This is a genomic window from Salinicola sp. MH3R3-1, from assembly GCF_001937155.1.
Classification (GTDB): Bacteria; Pseudomonadota; Gammaproteobacteria; order Pseudomonadales; family Halomonadaceae; genus Salinicola; species Salinicola halophyticus.
In genome coordinates, this window is the sequence record NZ_MSDP01000014.1 from 92,778 (window position 1) to 113,704 (window position 20,927).

At 65.0% G+C, this 20,927-nt stretch carries 14 protein-coding genes; 2 read left to right on the top strand and 12 right to left on the bottom strand.

The window, feature by feature from the left end:
* Positions 1-51: 51 nt before the first annotated feature.
* Positions 52-1,503: a membrane-bound lytic murein transglycosylase MltF gene (mltF, locus tag BTW08_RS09260; protein ID WP_075562232.1), complete on the bottom strand. Its 1,452-nt coding sequence runs from the start codon at positions 1,501-1,503 to the stop codon at positions 52-54.
* Between the two features lie 285 nt (positions 1,504-1,788).
* Between mltF and purL the strand changes: the two genes are divergently transcribed.
* Complete coding sequence (purL, locus tag BTW08_RS09265) at positions 1,789-5,763, top strand: phosphoribosylformylglycinamidine synthase (protein ID WP_075562233.1); 3,975 nt, start codon at positions 1,789-1,791, stop codon at positions 5,761-5,763.
* A 381-nt stretch (positions 5,764-6,144) separates the two neighbouring features.
* Here purL and BTW08_RS09270 read toward each other — a convergent pair whose 3' ends face one another.
* From BTW08_RS09270 to BTW08_RS09320, 11 genes are all read right to left on the bottom strand, one after another.
* Entirely contained in the window at positions 6,145-7,674 is a 1,530-nt protein-coding gene (locus tag BTW08_RS09270; RefSeq protein WP_075562234.1) for an aromatic amino acid ammonia-lyase, read from the bottom strand.
* 96 nt (positions 7,675-7,770) lie between these two features.
* Positions 7,771-8,085 (bottom strand): putative quinol monooxygenase, encoded by a 315-nt coding sequence (locus tag BTW08_RS09275; protein WP_075562235.1) that lies wholly within the window; start codon positions 8,083-8,085, stop codon positions 7,771-7,773.
* 158 nt (positions 8,086-8,243) lie between these two features.
* The gene (locus BTW08_RS09280) at positions 8,244-8,675 is read right to left on the bottom strand and encodes a hypothetical protein (RefSeq protein WP_075562236.1); all 432 of its coding nucleotides are present in this window, start codon (positions 8,673-8,675) and stop codon (positions 8,244-8,246) included.
* 85 nt (positions 8,676-8,760) lie between these two features.
* Positions 8,761-9,519 carry a DeoR/GlpR family DNA-binding transcription regulator gene (locus BTW08_RS09285; RefSeq protein ID WP_075562237.1) on the bottom strand — a complete coding sequence of 253 codons (759 nt, stop codon included), beginning with the start codon at positions 9,517-9,519 and terminating at the stop codon, positions 8,761-8,763.
* 25 nt (positions 9,520-9,544) lie between these two features.
* A complete protein-coding gene (locus tag BTW08_RS09290; RefSeq protein WP_075562238.1) occupies positions 9,545-10,450 on the bottom strand; it encodes an NAD(P)-dependent oxidoreductase in 906 nt (301 codons plus the stop codon).
* Between the two features lie 51 nt (positions 10,451-10,501).
* Positions 10,502-12,841 carry a 4-hydroxythreonine-4-phosphate dehydrogenase PdxA gene (pdxA, locus tag BTW08_RS09295; RefSeq protein WP_075562239.1) on the bottom strand — a complete coding sequence of 780 codons (2,340 nt, stop codon included), beginning with the start codon at positions 12,839-12,841 and terminating at the stop codon, positions 10,502-10,504.
* Positions 12,842-13,101: 260 nt separating this feature from the next.
* The gene (gene larC, locus BTW08_RS09300) at positions 13,102-14,460 is read right to left on the bottom strand and encodes a nickel pincer cofactor biosynthesis protein LarC (RefSeq protein ID WP_075562240.1); all 1,359 of its coding nucleotides are present in this window, start codon (positions 14,458-14,460) and stop codon (positions 13,102-13,104) included.
* Between the two features lie 3 nt (positions 14,461-14,463).
* The gene (larB, locus tag BTW08_RS09305) at positions 14,464-15,231 is read right to left on the bottom strand and encodes a nickel pincer cofactor biosynthesis protein LarB (RefSeq protein ID WP_075562241.1); all 768 of its coding nucleotides are present in this window, start codon (positions 15,229-15,231) and stop codon (positions 14,464-14,466) included.
* Positions 15,232-15,253: 22 nt separating this feature from the next.
* Positions 15,254-16,162, bottom strand: coding sequence for an ATP-dependent sacrificial sulfur transferase LarE (gene larE, locus BTW08_RS09310; protein WP_210403229.1), 909 nt, complete (start codon positions 16,160-16,162; stop codon positions 15,254-15,256).
* A gap of 36 nt (positions 16,163-16,198) precedes the next feature.
* Positions 16,199-17,461: a nickel-dependent lactate racemase gene (gene larA, locus BTW08_RS09315; RefSeq protein ID WP_075562242.1), complete on the bottom strand. Its 1,263-nt coding sequence runs from the start codon at positions 17,459-17,461 to the stop codon at positions 16,199-16,201.
* 82 nt (positions 17,462-17,543) lie between these two features.
* Positions 17,544-18,668, bottom strand: a complete 1,125-nt coding sequence (locus tag BTW08_RS09320; protein WP_075562243.1) for a 2-keto-3-deoxygluconate permease — start codon at positions 18,666-18,668, stop codon at positions 17,544-17,546.
* Between the two features lie 215 nt (positions 18,669-18,883).
* Between BTW08_RS09320 and BTW08_RS09325 the strand changes: the two genes are divergently transcribed.
* On the top strand, positions 18,884-20,827 hold the full coding sequence (locus BTW08_RS09325; RefSeq protein ID WP_139313620.1) for a DEAD/DEAH box helicase: 1,944 nt from the start codon (positions 18,884-18,886) through the stop codon (positions 20,825-20,827).
* Positions 20,828-20,927: the final 100 nt, after the last annotated feature.

A 20,927-nucleotide genomic window follows, 5' to 3' on the forward strand; every position in this document is an offset into this window, starting at 1 on the left:
GGTTCTCCACGGTGGGTTGCCAACGATGCGTTATCAGCAAGGCATTACGGACTACAGCAGCGGAGCAATGACCTCGAAAGGAGGGTTCTCCTCTCCCTCGAGGGCTCGCTCGCCTAACTGATTGAACTGCTGCTGGCTTCGGTTGACGTACTTGAGTATCTCGTAATAACGGCGAATGTTGCGCACGTAGATTACCGGTTCCCCACCACGAGCGTAACCGTGGCCCACCCGAGAGTACCACTCGCGCTGCTGCAGCAGCGGCAGGGCTTCGCGGACGTCGGCCCAGCGCTCGGGGTTGCCGCCGCGCAGGCGAGCGATCTCCTGGGCATCGAAGAGATGGCCCAGGCCGACGTTGTAGGCGGCGAGTGCCATCCAGGTCCGGTCCGGCTCGGGAATGTCGTCGGACAGCCGCTGCTTGACCTGGAGCAGGTACCGGGCCCCGCCGTCGACGCTCTGGCGCGGGTCCAGACGGTCGTCGATGCCGATCTCCTTGGCGGTGGGGCGGGTCAGCATCATCAGCCCGCGAACGCCGGTCGGTGACTCGGCGCCGGGCTTCCAGTGCGATTCCTGAAAGCCCAGCGCGGCCAGCAGGCGCCAGTCGAATCCGGTGTCGCGTGCGGCTTCCTTGAAATACGGCAGGAAGCGCGGCAGACGGTTGCCCACGTGGCGTATGAACAATCGGGCGCCGACGTACTCGAGATAGTCGTCGTGACCGAAATAGCGCCCGACGAGTTCGTCCAGGGTGCCGTTTCGGCGTTGCGCGTCCAGGAAGTGGTTGGCGGCCGTAAGCAGATCGATCGGCTGATCCGCGGCGAACGCCCAGCTCAGGCTCATGGGTTTGCCCAGCGGGAAGCCCCGCTCGACGTTGGGGAAGAATAGTCGATTGAGCTGGAACTGGTGGGTGTAGACGACGGCCGCGTCGAGATCGTCTCGTTCGACCATCTCCATCAGGTCGGCGATGGTCACACCGTCCGCCTCGCGCCAGCCGAGTCCCGGCAGATTCTTCTGCTGTGCGCGCAACGCGGCCGCCGTTCCGGAGTCGGCGATGGCGCCGATGCGCAGACCCACGAGATCGTCGAGAGTGCGCACCGGGGGCAGCCCGCGACGATAGACCACCATTGGCTGCAGCGTCAGGATCGGCTCGCTGTAGCGAATGCCCGGCCGGTCGAGATCCAGCGTGAGTGCCGCGGCACCCATGTCCGCGTCGCCTTCGCGTACGTGGTCGAAGACGTCGGCGATTCGTGTCTCGCTGTCGACTGCCAGGCTGACGCCCAGCGACTGCGCGAAACGTCGCATCAGTTCATATTCGAAGCCGGTCGGGCCGTGGCCTCCCGCATAGAAGGTGATGGGTCCATTGCGGGTGGCGACCTGCAGGAAATCGCGTTTGCGGATCGGATCGAGCCCGTCGCTGAAGCGCAGCGCCAGCTGAGCGGGGCACAGGAGAGTTGCCAACGCCAGTAGCACCGTCAGCACGAGTCGCAGGCGTGTCGAGAGCTTGGACATGCAGTGGGATCGGTGACAGCGTGACGGCACACCATATCCGGCGATCGTCCTGCTGTCATCTATTGGCTACCAGGCTATGTATCCCGGAACGCGGGCGCCGTGCCTCGCTCCGACCAGCGTCTGGCGCGTATCGAAACATGCCATGGATCTCGCGGCGTTGGCTTAGCGAGCGCCGCCGCTTTCCAGTATGATATCGCCCTGATCCGGCATCGCCGCCCCGTCTCGCAATGGCCGTTTCGAATGAGACGGACGCGATCCTCGACCGTCCTGGAGGCTTTCCTCGCCATGCTCGAATTGCAAGGCGCGCCTGCGCTATCTGCATTCCGTCACGCCAAACTGCTCGCCGATCTTCGTGCCGTCGCGCCCGAAGTCGAGTCCGTCACGGCGCACTACGTTCACTTCGTCGATGTTCTTTCCGTCGATCATCAAGACGAGCTCGATGAGCAGCCCCGCCAGGTGCTCGAGCGATTGCTGGACTATGGTTTTCAAAGCCATGGTTTCCAAAACGCTGAAGGCCAAGGGGGCGGCGGATCCGATCGTGATGCGCCGCTTGAGGGTCACCTGTTTCTGGTGGTGCCGCGCATCGGCACGATCTCGCCATGGTCCTCCAAGGCTACCGATATCGCGCACAATTGCGGGCTCGAACAGATCGCGCGCATCGAGCGCGGGATCGCCTACCGGGTGACGCTGAAGAGTGCCCCGGGTGCCGAAGCCTACGACGCCATGGTGGCATGTCTGCACGACCGCATGACCGAGACCGTGCTGTTCGACGCAAGCGATGCGGCCAAGCTGTTCTCGCATCATCAGCCGACGCCGCTGGCGACGGTGGACGTGAAGGGCGGCGGCCGAGCGGCGCTGGCGGATGCCAATGACGAGCTGGGTCTGGCGCTGGCCGACGACGAGATCGACTACCTGGTCGACGCGTTCCAGGCGCTGGGGCGCAATCCGACCGACGTCGAACTGATGATGTTCGCCCAGGCCAACTCCGAGCACTGCCGCCACAAGATCTTCAACGCCGACTGGCTGATCGACGGCGAACCGCAGACCCATTCGCTGTTCAAGATGATCAAGAACACCTTCGAGCAGTCCGGCGACAAGGTGCTTTCGGCCTACAGCGATAACGCCGCGGTGATCGAAGGGCCGACGGCGGGGCGGTTCTTCCCTTCGCCGCAGAACCAGGTCTACGGCGCGACTCAGGAACCGGTCCACATCCTGATGAAGGTGGAGACCCACAACCACCCGACGGCGATCGCCCCCCATTCGGGCGCTGCCACCGGTGCCGGCGGCGAGATCCGCGACGAGGGTGCCACCGGGCGCGGCGGCAAGCCCAAGGCGGGCCTGACCGGTTTCACCGTTTCCAACCTGCGGATTCCCGAGTTCGTGCAGCCGTGGGAAGCCTTCGACTACGGCAAGCCCGAGCGGATCCAGTCGGCGCTCGACATCATGCTCGAAGGCCCGATCGGCGGTGCGGCGTTCAACAACGAGTTCGGCCGGCCCAATCTCAACGGCTTCTTCCGTACTTTCGAGCTTGATGCGGTGGGCGCCGATGGCATCGAGCGTCGCGGCTATCACAAGCCGGTGATGCTGGCTGGCGGCTACGGCAACGTGCGTGACGGTCATGTCCTCAAGGGCGAGATCCCGGTCGGCGCCAAGCTGATCGTGATGGGCGGCCCGGCGATGCTGATCGGCCTCGGCGGCGGCGCCGCCTCGTCGATGGCGTCCGGCACCTCCAGCGAGAATCTCGACTTCGCCTCGGTGCAGCGCGACAACCCCGAGATCGAACGGCGCGCCCAGGAAGTGATCGATCGCTGCTGGGCGCTGGGGGACGACAACCCCATCGCGTTCATCCATGACGTCGGCGCCGGTGGGCTTTCCAACGCCCTGCCTGAGCTGGTCAAGGATGGCGGCCGTGGCGGCCTGTTCGATCTGCGCGCGGTGCCCAACGCCGAACCCGGCATGAGCCCGCTGGAAATCTGGTGCAACGAGGCCCAGGAGCGCTACGTGCTGGCGGTGACACCCGAGCAGCTCGAGCGTTTCGATGCGCTGTGTACCCGCGAGCGTTGCCCCTACGCCGTGGTCGGCGAAGCCACCGAGGCACATCACCTGGCCGTGCGCGATGGGCATTTCGAGGCTGATCCGGTCGACTTGCCGATGAGCGTGCTGTTCGGCAAGCCACCGAAGATGCAGCGCAGCTTCGAGCGCCACACGCTCAACCTGCCGGGCCTCGGCCTCGACAATCTCGATCTGCGCGAAGCGCTGGACCGCGTGCTGCGGCTACCGGCGGTGGCGTCCAAGAGCTTTCTGATCACCATCGGCGATCGTTCGATCACCGGTATGGTGGCTCGCGACCAGATGGTCGGCCCGTGGCAGGTGCCGGTGGCCGATTGCGCGGTGACCACCTCGAGCTACGACACCCACGCCGGCGAAGCGATGGCGATGGGCGAACGCCCGCCGGTGGCGCTGATCGATCCTGCCGCCAGCGCGCGTCTGGCGGTGGCCGAGGCGATCACCAATCTCGCTGCCGCGCCGATTGCGGCGCTTTCCGATATCAAGCTCTCCGCCAACTGGATGAGCGCCGCCGACCATGCCGGCGAGAATCAGGCGTTGTACGACGCGGTCCACGCGGTGGGCATGGAACTCTGCCCGGCGCTGGGTATCGCCGTGCCGGTGGGCAAGGATTCGATGTCCATGCGCACGGCCTGGCAGGTCGGAGAGGGCGACCGCCGCGACGAGAAGAGCATCACCGCGCCGCTGACGCTGAACATTACCGGTTTCGCGCCGGTTACCGATGCGCTGCGAACGCTGACGCCGCAGCTGCGGCTCGACCAGGACGAAAGCGATCTGATCCTGATCGATCTCGGCCGCGGCCAGAACCGTCTCGGCGGCTCGGCCCTGGCCCAGGTCTACGGTCAGGTCGGCAACGTCTGCCCGGATCTCGACGAGGCCGAAGACCTGGCGGCGTTCTTCAGCGTCATTCAGGGGCTCAACGCCGACGGCAAGCTGCTGGCCTATCACGACCGTAGCGACGGCGGCCTGATCGTGACGCTGCTGGAGATGGCTTTTGCCGGCCGCGGCGGGCTCGAGATCAAGCTCGACTGGCTCACCGACGATGCCGTCGGCGCGGTCGATGCGCTGTTCGCCGAAGAGCTCGGCGCGGTGATTCAGGTCAACCGTCAGGAAACCGAGTTCGTGCTGGCGCAGCTTGCCGCCGCCGGCCTCGAGACCTGCGGCGTGATCGCCCGGCCGCGCTACGACGACCAGATCCGCGTGACGCTGTTCGAAGAGCCGCTGCTGGAAACCACCCGCGCCATGACGCAGCGCATCTGGTCGGAAACCAGCTATCGAATGCAGGCGCTGCGTGACAATTCGGAGGCCGCCAAGAGCGAGTTCGACGGCCTGCTCAACCTGCGTGATCCGGGCCTTTCGGCCAACCCGACCTTCGATGTCGACGAGGATATCGCGGCGCCATACATTCAACGTGGCGTACGCCCGCGGGTGGCGATCCTGCGCGAGCAGGGCGTCAACGGTCATATGGAAATGGCCGCGGCCTTCGATCACGCTGGCTTCGAAGCCGTCGACGTCCACATGAGCGACATTCTTGCCGGTCGTGTCGGTCTGGAAGAAATGAAAGGGCTGGTCGGCTGCGGCGGCTTCTCCTATGGCGATGTGCTCGGCGCCGGCGGCGGCTGGGCCAAGTCGGCGCTCTACAACCCCCGCGCTCGCGATCAGTTCGCGGCCTTCTTCGCTCGCGAGGACACCTTCGGTCTCGGCGTCTGCAACGGCTGCCAGATGTTCTCGCAGCTGAAGGAGTTGATCCCCGGCGCCGAGCGCTGGCCGCGCTTCGTGCGCAACGGCTCCGAGCAGTTCGAGGCGCGGGTGTCGATGGTTCAGGTCGAGGAGAGCCCGTCGATCCTGCTGGCCGGCATGGCCGGTTCGACCCTGCCGATCGCCGTCGCCCACGGTGAGGGCCAGGCGCTGTTCGAGGACAGCGGCCATCTGCGCAGCATGCAGAACAGCGGCCAGATCGCGATGCGCTACATCGACAACGAAGGCCAGGTCACGAGCCGTTATCCGGCCAACCCCAACGGCTCGCCGGCCGGTATCACCGGCCTGACCACGCCGAACGGGCGCGTCACCATCATGATGCCGCACCCCGAACGCGTCGCCCGCGCGGTGACCAATTCCTGGCGCCCGTCGGAATGGACGCAGGATGGCGCGTGGATGCGGATGTTCCGCAATGCGAGGGTGTGGGTTGATTGATCTGAGGGTCGACTGACACTGGAACCGGCGTCATGAAGAAAGCCGGCTTGCCCTGGGGTTCTATACCCTGGGGCAGGCCGGTTTTTTTATGAGGATGTCGCTATGGATCGTTATATCCGCCAGCGCCTTCGAGAGCGCGCTGGCGGATCGACGGTTAGCCGGGTCTTTCGACATGGATGTCGAAAGAGGCACGTCAGGTCAGGATGTCCGTACGCGCCGACCCGAAGCGTAGCCGACGATCTGCCAGGGTTGCGCGATTTCGGGCGCGAGAAAGAGGGAGAGCGAAGAGAGGGCGAGCGTTAAGCCCTCTCTTCAGACCGTGCGATAGGGTGGTAAGACCGTAGGCAGTAGTGTCCTTGCTGAACTCGTCGTGACCACCTTTCAGGTTTCCGAATAAAGCGCCCAATACCGCGCCCGCATTCGCTCGAGACAGAGCCTGAGCTCGCCATCCAGCGCGCGGTCCTCGACCACCGGGGCGAAATCTTCGCGCAGGATTTCGACCATGGCGGCAAGCGGGGCGGGCAGAGGATCGCCGCGCAGATGCACGCCCTGGAGTCCGGCGAGCAGCGCGGCGGCGGCGACCTGTTCGGTGAGTTCGAGCACGCGCAGGGCATCGCGGGCGGCGATGGTGCCCATGCTGACCTTGTCCTGGTTGTGGCACTCGGTGGAGCGCGAGAAGACGCTGGCGGGCATGGTGCCCTTGAGCGCTTCGGCGGCCCAGGCGGAGGCGCCGATCTGGACGGCCTTGAAGCCGTGATTGATCATCGCGCGCTCGGCCGGCGCGCCGGAGAGGTTGCTCGGCAGACCGTGGTTGTAGCGGGTGTCGACCAGCAGCGCCAGCTGGCGGTCGAGCAGGTCGGCGACATTGGCGGTCAGTGTCTTGAGGCTGTCCATGGCGAAGGCGATGTGGCCGCCGTAGAAGTGGCCGCCATGCATCACTTCGCCCGCATCCGGGTCGATCAGCGGGTTGTCGTTGGCGCTGTTGAGCTCGATCTCGATGAAGCCGCGCAGCCAGCCGAGACTATCCGCCAGCACGCCCAGCACATGCGGTGCGCAGCGTAGCGAGTAGCGATCCTGCAGGCGTTGCTGCGGCGGCAGATTTTCCAGTTCCAGATCGGCTCTCAGCCACGCGGCGACACGGGATTGGCCGGGGTGTGGCTTGGCCGCGAATAACCGCGCCTCGAAATGATTGGGGTTGCCACGCAGGGCGGTGACGTTGAGTGCGGTGATGCGGGTGGCGAGTTTTAAAAGATACTCGGCGCGACCGAAGGCCTGACAGGCCAGCGCGGTCATCACCGCGGTGCCGTTCATCAATGCCAGCGCTTCCTTGGGCCGTAACGTCAGCGGTTCCCAGCCCAGCTCGGCATGCGCTTCGGCCGCGGTTCGCACTTCACCTTGCCAGATCACCTCGCGTTCGCCGCACAGCATCGCCGCCACGTAGGAGAGCGGCGTCAGATCGCCGCTGGCGCCGACCGAGCCCTCTTCGGGAATTCTGGGCAGCAGGTCTTCCCGCAGGCAGGCCTGCAGCCGTTCGAGCAGCGCGAAGCGCACGCCGGAGACGCCCAGACACAGCGATTGCAACCGCGCAGCGAGCACGGCGCGGGCCGCCTCGGGTTCGAGAAAGCGACCCAGCCCGCAGCCGTGGAACGTGTAGAGCTGACGCGGCAGCGCCTCGACCTGGGAGAGCGGAATCGCGGTGACGCAGGAGTCGCCGTAGCCGGTAGTGATGCCATAGATCTGCCCCTCGCGGTCCAGCAGGCCGTCGACCACCGACGCACCCCGATCGATCCGAGCGCGCCATTGCGGGTCGGCATCCAGTGTCGGTTTGGCGCGGCGTTCGCTCAGCGCGATGACGGATTCGATGGATAGCGGCGTGGGGCCGAAGGTGACAGGTGGGGTGTTCGGGGGCATGCAACGGCGTCCGGTTGGGTTCGGGAAACGCCGAGTGTAGCCGCGGGCGATGCCACGCGGCCAGCGGAGGCGGCCAGGCGCCTCTTTTCGATAGGCTTATTCGGGGCGGGTGGCGGTATAGAAGAAACGGACAGAAGGTTCGCCGTCGATCAGCGGCGCGGTGCCTTCCTTGAACGGCGGGTAGTGCGGCATCTGCATGTGATGCTCGAAGGCAGCTCGATCACGATAGACTTCGTGAAGCACGACCATGTCTTCGCTACCTTCCGGCGTCAGCACGTCGAACGCCAGACAGCCTTCTTCGTTGCTCAGCGATTCACTGGCGTCGTTGTGCGCCAGCGCGAGAAAGGCCGGCACCTGGCCCGGCTTGATCTGAAATTCGGCAATGACCACGAAGTGAGTGGAATCGGCCATGATGATCTCCTTATCGGGGGGTAAGAAAGGGGTCGCTTCGAGCGCCTGACGATATTGATGCCGCCAGGCCGCTTTCCCTGCTATCAGCCTACTTGCGACTGGGGTACTTGCGATCAGCGTACTTATGATCAGTGTACTTGCGATCAGTGTACTTGCGATCAGTGTACGCGCGGCGCCTCGCCCATGCCGAGACGTTCCTGGAATTCGGCAACGGCGCTCTTGAGGAGTTCCAGCAGCCCGGGAATCAGCGCCACGCCCTGATCCGGCCCCTCGACGAACTGCTCCACGCTGACGTGCACGGCTTCGTTATGCACCACCAGCTTGGCGGCTTTCAGCGTGTTCATCACATCGTTGGCGGTTTCCAGCAGCAGCAGGCGGTTGGCGGCGTCCGCAGCCTGCCACACGCCGGGCAGCATCAACTGAAAGAAAGCCGGCTCGTCGGTGGCGACGACCAGCACGAACTCGAGGTGATCCTGGCGAATGCGCGCGGCCTGGGCATCCATCGCCTCGATGTCGATCTCCATGGCGCGCAGCTGTTCGATGTATTGCTCGAGCGGGCTGGGGGAGTCTGATGGGGTGTTGGGCTGCATGAAGGCACTCCGGACAGGAATCATGACGAAGACGCGGTGGCGCCGATGACCTTCATTGTAAGGCAGGGCGTCCCGGCGGTCAGGTTTACGCTGTCGGATGCAGTACGGTGGCACCCAACGCCTTGAACCTGTCGATACGCGCATCGGTGGCGTCGGTAATCAGCGTCCAGTGCGGAGGGAAGGCGGTCCAGTGCTGCTGGCTGGCCCGGCCCAGCTTGGTGGCGTCCGCCATGATGTAGACTTCGGCGGCACGCGCGATCATCGCCTCCTTGAGCCACGCCTGTTCCGGGCTTGCTTCGCACAGCCCCAGTTCGGTGACGCCATCGGCGCTGAGGAACAGCCGGTCCACCGTCAGCCGGGCCAGCGCCGCATGCGCCAACGGCCCGTAGACGGTCATGCTGGAGGCGCGCAGATCGCCGCCGAGCACGGTCGTGTGACCCTCCGGCAGCTGCGTGAGACAAGGCAGCGCCGCCATGTTGTTGGTCACCACGTGGAGGCCGCGACGCTCGTTGAGTCGGGCCGCCAGCGCGGCGGTAGTGGTGCCGCCGTCCAGCAGCACGGTGTCGTTGTCTTCGACACAGCCCAGCGCGCAATCGGCCAGCCGGGCCTTGACGTCACCCTGACGCGTACGCCGCTGTTCCAGGGTCAGCTCGGGTTCGCGATGGCCGATATGGGCCGCGGCGCCCCCGTAGGTTCGAACCAGCAGGCCCTGATCCGACAGCGCGCCGAGGTCGCGCCGTGCGGTTGCCTCGGAGATGGTGAAATGCTGGCAGAGCGCCTCGATGCTGGTGATGCCCGAGAGCACAGCATCCAGCATCGCCTGGCGACGTTTGGCGACTTTCATGGTGATTCCTTGAGGCCGACCAATCTCATTTTCCGAGTGACGTATGGTAACGCGCCGCCACGATATCGGAGAGCTCGGGCACGTATTTTTCGCCGTCGCCCTGGGATTCAGCGCTGGCGTAGAGATCGCGAACGGCCTTGGCGACACCGGCATCGACGTTCATCGCCTCGGCCAGCGACGCGAGGTAGCGGGTGTCCTTGTGAGCGTTGGCCAGAGTGAAGCGATGGGCATTGCGATCGCGCTCAAGCACGTACTGAAAGAAGGTCTGATAGAAGCCGCTGTCCATGCGCGAGCCGCGAATGACACTGTCGAAAGTCTGCGGCGTGATGCCGGCCTTGGCGCCAATGGTCAACGCTTCGGCGAAGATCGCCCCGTAGCCCATGGCCAGGAAGTTGTTGAGCAGCTTCATGGTATGGCCGGCACCCACTGGGCCCACGTGCATGATCCTGGCAGCCCAGGTCTCCATCACCGGGCGCACGCGCTCGAGAGTGGCGTCGTCGGCACCCACGATCGCCTGCAGTTCACCGGTCTCGGCCTGGGCCGGCGTACCGCCCAGCGGCGCGTCGATCAGCGTGATCCCGTCCTCGCTCAGCGAGGCGGCCAGTTCGCGGGTCAGCGTGGGTTCGGAGGTCGAGCAGTCGACGATCACCAGGCCTTCGCGGCCGGCGTTTCTGGCCCCGGCCCGGATCCCTTCATCGCCGTCGATCAGCGCCTTGACCTGTGGCGCGCCGGTCACGCAGAGAAAGACGATATCGCACTCGGCTCCCAGCGCTGCGGCATTGCTGGCCTCTTCGGCGCCCCAGGCAACCAGATCGTCGATGGGTTGGCGGTTGCGATGGGCCAGTACCTTGAGCGGATGGCCCGCCTTCAGAATGTTGGCGGCCATACCGGCCCCCATGAATCCCAGTCCTGCAAAACCGATGGTGGGCATCTCTCTCTCCTCAGCGGTGACAGTCATGAATGCGATGAAGGGTGTCAGCGATCATGCCGATCGAGCGGTCTGGCGGCTAGCCAGCTCGACCGCCTGGCGCAGCGCCTCGATCAGACTGCGATCGTCGGCGATGCCCTTGCCGGCAATATCGAAGGCGGTACCGTGGTCGACCGAGGTGCGCACCACCGGCAGACCGACGGTGACGTTGACGCCCGCTTCGAGCCCCATCACCTTGACCGGGCCGTGGCCCTGATCGTGATACATCGCCACCACGCAGTCGAAATCGCCACGACCGGCACGGAAGAACAGCGTATCGGCGGGCAGCGGTCCCTCGACGTTCCAGCCCCGCTGGCGGAGCGCCTCGATCGCCGGCACGATCTTCTCCTCCTCCTCACCATAGCCGAACAATCCGTTCTCGCCGGCATGAGGGTTGATGCCGCAAACGGCAATGCGCGGATCGGTCTGCCCGGCGCGGGCCAGCGTTTCGTGGGCGCGCTCGATGGTGCGGGTGACCAGTCCCGGCTCGATCCGGGCGATGGCGTCGATGATGCCGATATGGGTGGTGACGTGGATCACCTTCATCTTCGGTGTCACCAGCATCATCGAGACTTCCTCGGTGCCAGTGAGATGCGCCAGCAATTCGGTGTGGCCCGGGAACAGGTGGCCGCCGGCATGCAGCGCTTCCTTGTTGAGCGGTGCGGTACAGATCGCATCGAGCTCGCCAGCTTCGATCAGTTCCACGGTCTTGGCGATGTACTGATAGGCGGCATCGCCGGCGATCGGCGAGACCTTGCCCCAGGGCAGATCGGCGGGAATCAGGCCGAGGTCGATGCACTCGAGCGTGCCGCGCTCGAATCGCGCCTGGGCGGGCGCGTCGACGACATGCAGCTCGAGGGTCGAACCGACGATCTCCATGGCCTGACGCAGGCGACCGGCGTCGCCGATGACCAGCGGACGGCAGGTGTCGTGGACGGCGTCCTGGGCGAGCGCCTTGACGATGATTTCCGGGCCGACGCCGGCGGCGTCTCCCATGGTGATACCGATGATGGGGCGATCGCTCATGTTCGTATCCTCTGCTGAGTCTTGAAAGTGGGTGACGGATTCACTGTGGGTGGCGACTGTCCCGTGGGTAGCGGATCCCGCGTCGTGCCAGACCCGCTGTAAGGCTTCGGCATCGCCGAAGCCGCCGGCCTTGGTGATCACCTCCAGGGGCCGCTCGCCATGGCGGGTCACCAGCCGGGCCATGCCGGTGTCGGGGGCGTCGATCAGCGTCAATCGGGTGATGTCCGCGGCCATCAATATGGCCCGTGCGGTGGCGCCACCCGTGGCGATCAGGCGGTCGACCGCGGCCAGATGCGGGGCGAGCATCACGCCGAGTTCGGCGCTGAGACGCGGTCCATCCGCGGCGTTGCGATCCTCGTTCTGGGCCAGACGAACCATGACGTCGTTGCCCGTCTGCAGCGTCTCCCCGATACGGTGAGAGAGACGCTGGGGGATCGACGCCAGCGCGGGCGACGACGAGGTCTCTTCCGTCTCGCCGAACAGCTCGGCCGGGGTGATCTCCACGACCGCGAGGTCGGGGTTGGCGGCCACCAGCGCGTCGGCCTGAACGTGCGAGATACCGCTCATGCTGCCGATCACGATCAACGTCGGGCGTCGACGCGGGGCGCGGGCGGAAGGGGTTTCGGCCGTCGAAGCGGTAAGACCCAGCGCATCCGGCAGCACCAGGCCCAGCCCGGCCGAACCGACCCAGAACACGCCGTCGAGCGTCGCGGATAGCGCTGCCAGCCGACGCAGGTCGGCATCCGTCAGGGCGTCGCAGATCACGGCCTCGACACCTTCCTGCTGATACTGCCGCAGCAGGTTCGAGACCACCGAATCCGTTTCATAGAGCGTTGCCAGGTCGAGGTGACGCGTGGTCAGCGCCGCGCCTTCCAGCATCTCGACCAGATCGGCGCGGCCGCGGATGCCTTCGTTGGTCCAGACCTCGGTCTCCTCGACCGGGCGTTCGTGTAGCCACTGGCGGCCGGCCCGGGTGGTGCGTCCGGTGGCCGGGTAAGCCGGGGCGACGATGGCCATGCCGGCGCTTGGCACCAGACTCGCGATCTCGGCGGCGACGTTGCCGCGCAGGGTCGAATCGATCTTCTTGAACAGATAGCGATAGCGCCCCTGCCACTGATTCAGGCAGTCGCGATGCCGCTCTTCCGCCTGCTGTGGGGAGCAGGCTCGCGAGTCGAGATCGATGGCGACGGCATTGGCGCTGGCACCGACCCTTCCCGAAGCGGAGAGCATGACTTGCGTCGAGAGCCCTTGTCGGGTGCAGCCAATCGCCGAATCGGCGGTGCCGGTCAGATCGTCGGCCAGAATGAGCAGGGATGTCTGATCGGCCATCGAGGGTGGATTTGCCGGGTACGAAGCAGGCGCTATCGTCATGGTTATGATTGAACCGATTAAATATTTCCGTATAAATTGATCGATTCGATCATAAATGGCAAGTCGACGAAGGTGGAACACGACCCGCCATGAGCCTGAACACGCGTGGCCACCAACCGGAAAACGAGGCCGAATTCAGTTCCACTGACTCAGACAGTGACTCGGTCAGTGAGTCAGAAAGTGTTTGGGCTGGTGATTCGGCCCGCGATTCGTCCAGGTCAGGGTTTCAGCGCCGGACTGCCAGAATCGCCACGCAGGGCATAGGCTTCCAGCACGCGGGCATGGACATCGGCGAGAGGGTGGTCGTTCTCGAGGGCAAGGCGATGGATATCATCGTATTCCGGTGCCACCCGGATATCGCGGCCGTCGAGGCTGCCGATCTTGACCCTGACCTCGCCCCACTCGGTTTCGACGACTTCGATTCGGCGATCCAGAATTCGCCGGCTGGATTCATGACGGCGCACGCCGAAGGTCGAGGTGTGTAGAAGCAAGAGTCGCTCCTGGGCGTCCGCCCGCGGCCACGGTGCCAATACCGTGATCAACGTTCCGGGGCGAGATTTCTTCATCGTGACCGGGGTGTAGAACACATCGAGGGCCCCGGCTTCCAGCAGCAAGCCCATCAGGTGGCCCAGTTGCTCGCCGGTGACATCGTCGAGCTGGCACTCCAAGACGGCGATCGACTCTCGCGGTTCGTAGTCGTGGGCGGTCGTGGACGATCTCTCGGCCTCGAACAGAACACTGCGCAGCACGTTGGGATGGGCCGAGTCGCGATTGCCGGCGCCGTAGCCGATCCGCAGCGGTCTCCCGGCCGGCAATCCGCCGAAGCGCTCGACCAGCACGCCGAGAAACGCGGCGCCAGTGGGCGTGGTCAGTTCGCCCGGCGCATCGAAATCCGACAGCGGCACCCCCTTGAGCAGCTCCAGAGTGGCCGGCGCGGGAATCGGAAAGCGGCCATGAGCGATATCGATGATGCCGTATCCCACCGGCACCGGCGAGGCGCTGATCCGATCGATATCGAGCAGCTCGAGCGCCAGGCAGACGCCGAGGATGTCGATGATCGAGTCCATCGCCCCCACTTCGTGCAGGTGGACCTCGCCGGGATCGATGCCGTGGATTCGCCCCTCGGCCTCGGCAATCGCGGTGAAGAGCGCCGTCGCCCGATGTCTGGCCCGGTTCGGGAGGTCGGCGGCCGCGATCATCGTCAGAATATCGCCGGCACGGCGATGACCATGACCATGGGCGTGCTCGTGCTCGTGCTCGTGCTCGTGATTGTCGTGATCGTGGTCGTGGTCGTGGTCGTGATTGTGGTCGGCGTCGTGATGATCGTGATGGGAATGATCGTCGTGAGGAGAGCCGTGAACATGTCCATGCGGATCGGCGATGTCGAGATCGATCGTCAGCAGGCGGGCCCGAATCCCGCAGCGATCCACCGGTCGGGTATCGAGTTCGAACGGATCGATCGGCAGCCGACGTAACGCGGTGGCGATCTGGTCCAGATCGGCACCCAGATCCACCAGCGCCGCCAGCAGCATGTCGCCGGCGATGCCGAAGGTGCAGTCGATATGAAGCGTCTTCATGAGCTACGTGGCCCTGGTTGAGGCGGATTCGGCGGGTTCCTCGGCGGCGGCTGGCGAACTCTCGAAGCTGGCGGGTCGCGGATCGGGGCCTCGCTCGAGCAGCGAGAGAATGCTGGCCGCCTGCCAGGCGGCGCCGAAGCCGTTGTCGATATTGACCACGCTCATGCCGGTGGCGCATGCCGACAGCATGCCGAGCAGAGCGGTGACGCCCTGCAGGCTGGCGCCGTAACCCACCGAGGTGGGTACCGCGATCACCGGATTGCGCACCAGCCCGGTGATCACGCTGGGCAGCGCGCCTTCCATGCCGGCAATCACGATCAGCACGTCGGCTCGGGTCAACGCTTCGCGATGCGCCAGCAGGCGATCGATGCCGGCGACGCCGACGTCGTTGAGCCGGGCGACGTTGACGCCCAGCCATTCGAGGGTGCCCGCCGCTTCCTCGGCCACGGGCAGGTCCGAGGTGCCGGCGCAGATCACTGCCACGGTGCCGGGGAGACGCTTCGGCGAGGCACCCCACGAAAGCAGCCGGCTGATCGGATCGTAGTGCCCGTGGGGATGATCCTGAAGCACGCGTTCGGCGCGCTCGGCATCGAGTCGGGTGACCAGCGCTCGCCGGTGACGATCGATCAGGCGGGCGACGATGGCGCTGATCTGATCGGCCTGCTTGCCCTCGCCGAACACGACTTCGGGAACGCCGTTGCGAGCTTCGCGAGCGTGATCGACGCGGGCGAACCCGAGATCGGAAATGGGTCGGTCTGGGCGTTCGGTCATGTCATATCCTGTCGAGCCGAATTCAAGGCAGCAGTCGATTCATGCTGCCGCTGCGGTAGCCGGCCAGATCCAGCGTCACCCAGGCGTAACCCAGCGCCGTGAGTTCCGCGACCAGCCGGTCGTGATGTTCGAGCACCGTCGCCATGTCCTGGGGTTCGACTTCGATCCGCGCCAGTTCGCCATGATGGCGCACGCGGAGCTGGCCGATGTTCAGGGCTCTGACGCGGCGCTCGGCTTCGGCGATCCGCTCGAGCTTCTCCAGCGTGATGCGCTCGCCGTAGGCGACCCGCGATGACAGACACGCCAGCGAGGGCTTGTTCCAGGTCGGCAGCCCCATGGCCTGGGAGAGTTCGCGGATCTCGGCCTTGTACAGGCCGACTTCATGCAGCGGTCCGCGGACGCCATACTCGCGGGCCGCCTGGGTGCCGGGGCGATGCTCGCCGTCGTCGTCGGCGATCAGGCCGAAGACGATATTATGGAATCCGGCGTCGACCATGATCGGCGCCAGGTGGGTGAACAGGCCGGATTTGCAGTAGTAGCAGCGATTGGCGTCGTTCTCGGCGTAACCGGGAATGGCGATCTCCGAGGTCTCGATGACGCGGTGCGGCGCCTCCAGACGCCGGGCCAGTTCGCGGGCGGCATCGAGTTCCTCGAACGGATAGGATTCCGAATCGGCGGTGACCGCCAGCACGCGTTCCCGGCCCAGCGTCTCCAGCGCGATGGCCAGCAGGAAGGTGCTGTCGACGCCACCGGAGAACGCCACCACGACATCGCCCATCTCGCGAAGCACGTGACGCAGGCGTTCCAGCTTGGCCTCGAGTTCGGCGCCCTGGGCCACGTCGGCGGTCAGCGACACGCCAGACGGACGCGACGGCGCCGCTGCTTCCACGCTCAAGGCATCGATTCGTTCGGTTCGAGCCATCGAAGTCATGGGTTCTCTCCCGTCGTGTGTACGTCGATCGGCGGCTCAGTCATCGACATAAGGCACGGTCAACGGGCCCAGCGGCATCACGGCGATGGTCATCTCGTCACCATAGCGTGCCTTCAACGACTGCAGCGCCTCGGCGATGTCGTGCACCGGCTGCATCAGTGCGGCGCGCGCCTGGGTGTCGCTCAGCGTCGAGTAGAGCATCACATCGGCCCAGCTCTGGATGACAGCCTGCTTCTGCACCTGCCACTGATCGAGCATGGCGAATTCGGGATCCTCGATCATCTCGAGCAGCGCCTGGGGCGAATCGGCCATGGCCAGAATCTCGGCGAACTTGCCGTGATCGGGAATGCCGTCCGAGCACTCGCAGGCCATCAGGATCGTGCCGCCGCGCTTGACGATCTTGTGCGCGGCACTCATGCCCTTGACCGCCTGATAGAGATTCTGGTCGAGCGGATAGCCGGAATTGCCGGTGATCACCACGTCGAAGCGCCGATCGGCTTTCACCATCGCGTGCTCGAGTTCATGTTCGCAACCCTGACGGTGCGCCTCGGTCAGGTCGCCGGCAAACACCCGGGTAATCGCCTTGTCGCGATTGAGGGTGACGTTGAGCATGAAATGCGGCGGGCATAGCGCGTTGATCTCGCGGGTCATCGCCTGCAGCGGATTGTCGGCCATGTTGCCCCAGGTCGAACGCGGATCGCCGATCATGCGGGCGTTATGGAACGTCATGATCGTTTCGAGCCCGGCGATACCCGGCATCACGCCCTTGGGCCCGCCGGAGAAACCGGCGAAGAAGTGCGGTTCGATGAAACCGGTCACGATACGAAAGTCGGCCTCGACCCAGCGCCGGTTGAGCCACGAGGGGCAGCCGAAGCTGTTGTCGCCGACGTTGACCAGTTCGTCGTAGTTGTCGCAGTGGTTGTTGATGATCTCGATGTGATCCACCACCCAGTCGCCCAGCATGCCGCGGAGCTCCTCGACCGTCTGGTCGCGGTGGGTGCCGGTGCCGTTGATGATGACGAAATTCTCGTGCGGCACGTGATCGAGCGTTTCGATCAGCAGCGGTACCAGCAGATGATTGGGCGTCGGGCGGGTGATGTCGCTGATCACGATGGCGACGCGATCGCTGGCCTTGACCATCTCCTTGAGCGGCGGGGTACCGATCGGCGAAGAGAGTGCTTCGCGAACGCCGGCTTCGGGATTCTCCATCCCATGCTGCGTCGTCGGTTCGACGACGAATGTGTCGTCCGGCAGGTCGAGTGCCAGCTCACCCTTGCCGTAGAGCAGAGAGATTTTCATGAAGGCTCCAGGATGGCGGCGCTTGCGCGCCGCCGGATGATGTCATTCGTCTCAGCATGCCACGATACGGCAGCGGCGTCGCTCAACCGTCGCGGGCGACACCGAGATCCTCGTCGACACGGGATTGCGGCTCGTCCTCGAGGGTGCCTTCGATGCCGCGTCTCTTCTGCCAGCGATCGACCAGCATCACGGCGATCGGCCCCAGAATGGCGGTCGTCAGCGTGGCGATCGATATCTGCGACGTCGCGATGTTGACCAGGTCGTGATAACTCTGCGCTTCGGCCGCGCTCATCATCCCCGAATTGGCGGCAACGGCTGCCGCGGCGGCGATGGCAGCCGGCGTGCCTGCGGCGTTGCCCGCTGTGGTCGCTTCGGAAACCGGCGCGATGACGCTGGGTTCGCGGAACAGCCGGAAGACCAGAATGCCGACGCCGCCGGTGAGTACGGTAGTCATGACGCCCAGCAGCAGGCCGGCACCCACCACCTCGGGATTGAAGAACGCCGCCAGGTTCATGTTCGCGCCCAGCGCAAAGGCGAAGAACGGCACCGGCAGAATTTCGCCGGGCTTGAGGAAGGCGCGAATATCGCGGTCGATATTGCCCAGCAGCATGCCCAGCGCTATCGGCAACAGCACCGCAATGAAAGCGATCACCGGGAACTGGGAACCCAGCAGGCCCAGCGACATCAGGGTGAAGAACGGACCATCGTTGAGCGACAGGATCGCCACCGCGCCGGTATCGGAGCGGTTGCCGTACTGGCTGGTGAGTGCCGCGTACATGCCGCCGTTGCCGTTGGTCATGGCGGCGATGATCGCTACCGTCGAAAGACCCAGCAGGCCATCGATCGGGTCGAACATCAGCCCCAGCCCCACGCCCACCGCCAGACCGGTCAGGTATTTGGCTGTGACCAGCAGGGCGCCTTTCTTGAGCGCCTTGCCGCCCACGCGCAGGTTCATCTGGCTACCGGAGCAGAACAGGAACAGCGCGATCAGCACCAGCGCCCCATCCTTGAACAGCTCCTGGGAGAAGCCGCCGATGCGCAGGAATTCGTACTGGCCGCTATCGGTCTGCCCGGCACCCAGCCACTGCAGAATGGCGGTGATCCAGGAGAGATGGAGCTGATCGATGGTGTTGAGCGCGGCACCGAAAATGAGGGGGACCACCATCAGGCCCCCGGGGACCTTCTGGATCGTGGCGAGCAGTTTCATGGAGTTGGCTCCCGTGCGCCATGCGTGGCGAGTGGTTCACTAGCGGTTAGTGATCGAAACGATTGCTAATTTGATCGAATCGATCATTTTTCACAATTCCACTAAAGGCGTAGATGAAAGAATTCCTCCGGCCTCAACCGGATGATGCGGCTGGCTATTGGAATGACGCTCCCGGGGCGTTTCTTCGGTCGCGCGATCTGAGTAACATGCCGGCCATGCTCAAATCCTCCTCGGACAGCGCTGTCCCCCGGCTTCGCCCCTATCAGAACCAGGCCGTCGATAATGTCATCGCGCACTTCCGGGGCAGTGACGATCCGGCCGTGGTGGTGTTGCCCACCGGCAGTGGCAAATCGCTGGTCATCGCGGAGCTGGCGCGGCGGGCCCGTGGCCGGGTGCTGGTGCTGGCCCACGTGCGCGAGCTGGTCGAGCAGAATCACGCCAAGTATCTCGCCTACGGGCTCGAAGCGGATATCTTCAGCGCCGGCCTGGGCCGCAAGGAGAGCGGGCGCCAGGTGGTGTTCGGTTCGGTGCAGTCGGTGGTCAACGGTCTGGATGATTTCGCCACCGGCGAGTTCACACTGCTGGTGATCGACGAGTGCCATCGCGTCTCTCTCGCCCGCGATAGCGGGGACGAGTGCCAGAAGGCAGCGTCGGGAAAAGCGGGCCAGCGGGCTGTCTCCACCTACGAGAAGGTGATCGCGCGGCTTCGCGAGGCGCGGCCCAACCTCAAGGTGCTGGGGCTCACGGCAACGCCGTATCGGCTTGGCGAGGGCTTTCTCTATCACCGCCACTACCACGGCATGGTGAAAGGGCCGGAGAACACGTTCTTTCGCGACTGCGTATTCGAGCAGCCGCTGCGCGTGATGGTGCGTCAGGGGTATCTCGCCGAACCCAGGCGCATCGACGGCGCCATGGCCTTCTACGACTTCTCGCGCCTGACCCCACAGCGCAACGGCCAGTTTGCCGAGCGCGATCTCAACGGCGTGGTTCAGGGCAATCGTGCCACGCCGCAGATCATTCATGACGTGATCCAGCGCGCCCACGATCGTCAGGGCGTGATGATCTTCGCGGCCACCGTGGCGCACGCCGAAGAGGTGCGGGAGCTGCTGCCCGCGACCGAGAGTGCGCTGATTACCGGAGCGACGCCGGGCCCGGAGCGAGAGCGACTGATCGCGGCGTTCAAGGCCCGCGAGCTCAAGTATCTGGTCAACGTGGCGGTATTGACGACCGGTTTCGACGCGCCGCACGTGGATGTGATCGCCATTCTGCGCCCGACCGAATCCGTGGGGCTCTATCAGCAGATCGTCGGGCGCGGTTTGCGGCTCTCGCCAGGCAAGACCGACTGCCTGATTCTCGACTACGCCGGCAACCCGTGGGAGCTCTATGCGCCGGAGATCGCCCAGGCGCGTCCGGACGGCGAGAGCGAGCCGGTACAGGTCGAATGCCCCGAATGCGGCTTCGCCAACACTTTCTGGGGCAAGCGTGACGGCGACTTCGTGATCGAGCATCACGGTCGACGCTGTCAGGGGCTTCTTTTCACACGCGGCCAAAGCCCCGCGCTCTCTATACGCGGCCAAAGCCCCGCGAAAAGCGGAAGGTCAAACCCGGGGAAGGAGGTCGATGCTGGCGCGGGGTCGGGCGCCGTGGAGAGTCGACATCAATGCACGTTCCGTTTTCGTTTCAAGGTGTGCGAGCAGTGCGGCGGCGAGAACGATATCGCCGCACGCTCCTGCGGGCACTGCGGCGAGCGCCTGGTCGATCCCGACGACAAGCTGCGAGATGCGCTCAAGTTGCGTCATGCCAGGGTGTTGCGGGTCAGCGGCATGCAGCTTGAGGCAACCACCAACGGCCGCGGCGTACCGCGGCTCAAGGTGACCTACCATGACGAGGATGGCGAGACGCTGGACGAGTGGTTCGGGCTGGAAACACCGGCCCAGCAGCATGTGTTCGAGCGGGTCTTCCTGCGCCACCATCTGCGCGCGCCGGCCAGCGGCTGGCGGCCGCAATCCGCCGAGCAGGCAGCGGCGGAGGCGTATCGATTACGCGCGCCGGATTTCGTCATCGGCCGCAAGAGCGGTCGCCACTGGCGGGTCGACGAGAAACTTTTCGACTATGTCGGACGCTATCGCAAGGCGGATGGCGCCGGCATCGACGGTTAAAAGTTTACTTGCTAAGTAAATTCTTGGGATAAACCGCGACGATTGGCTAATATGGAGAAGCGCTCATCCGAGCGTGATCGACAATCGACCTCAGGAGCTC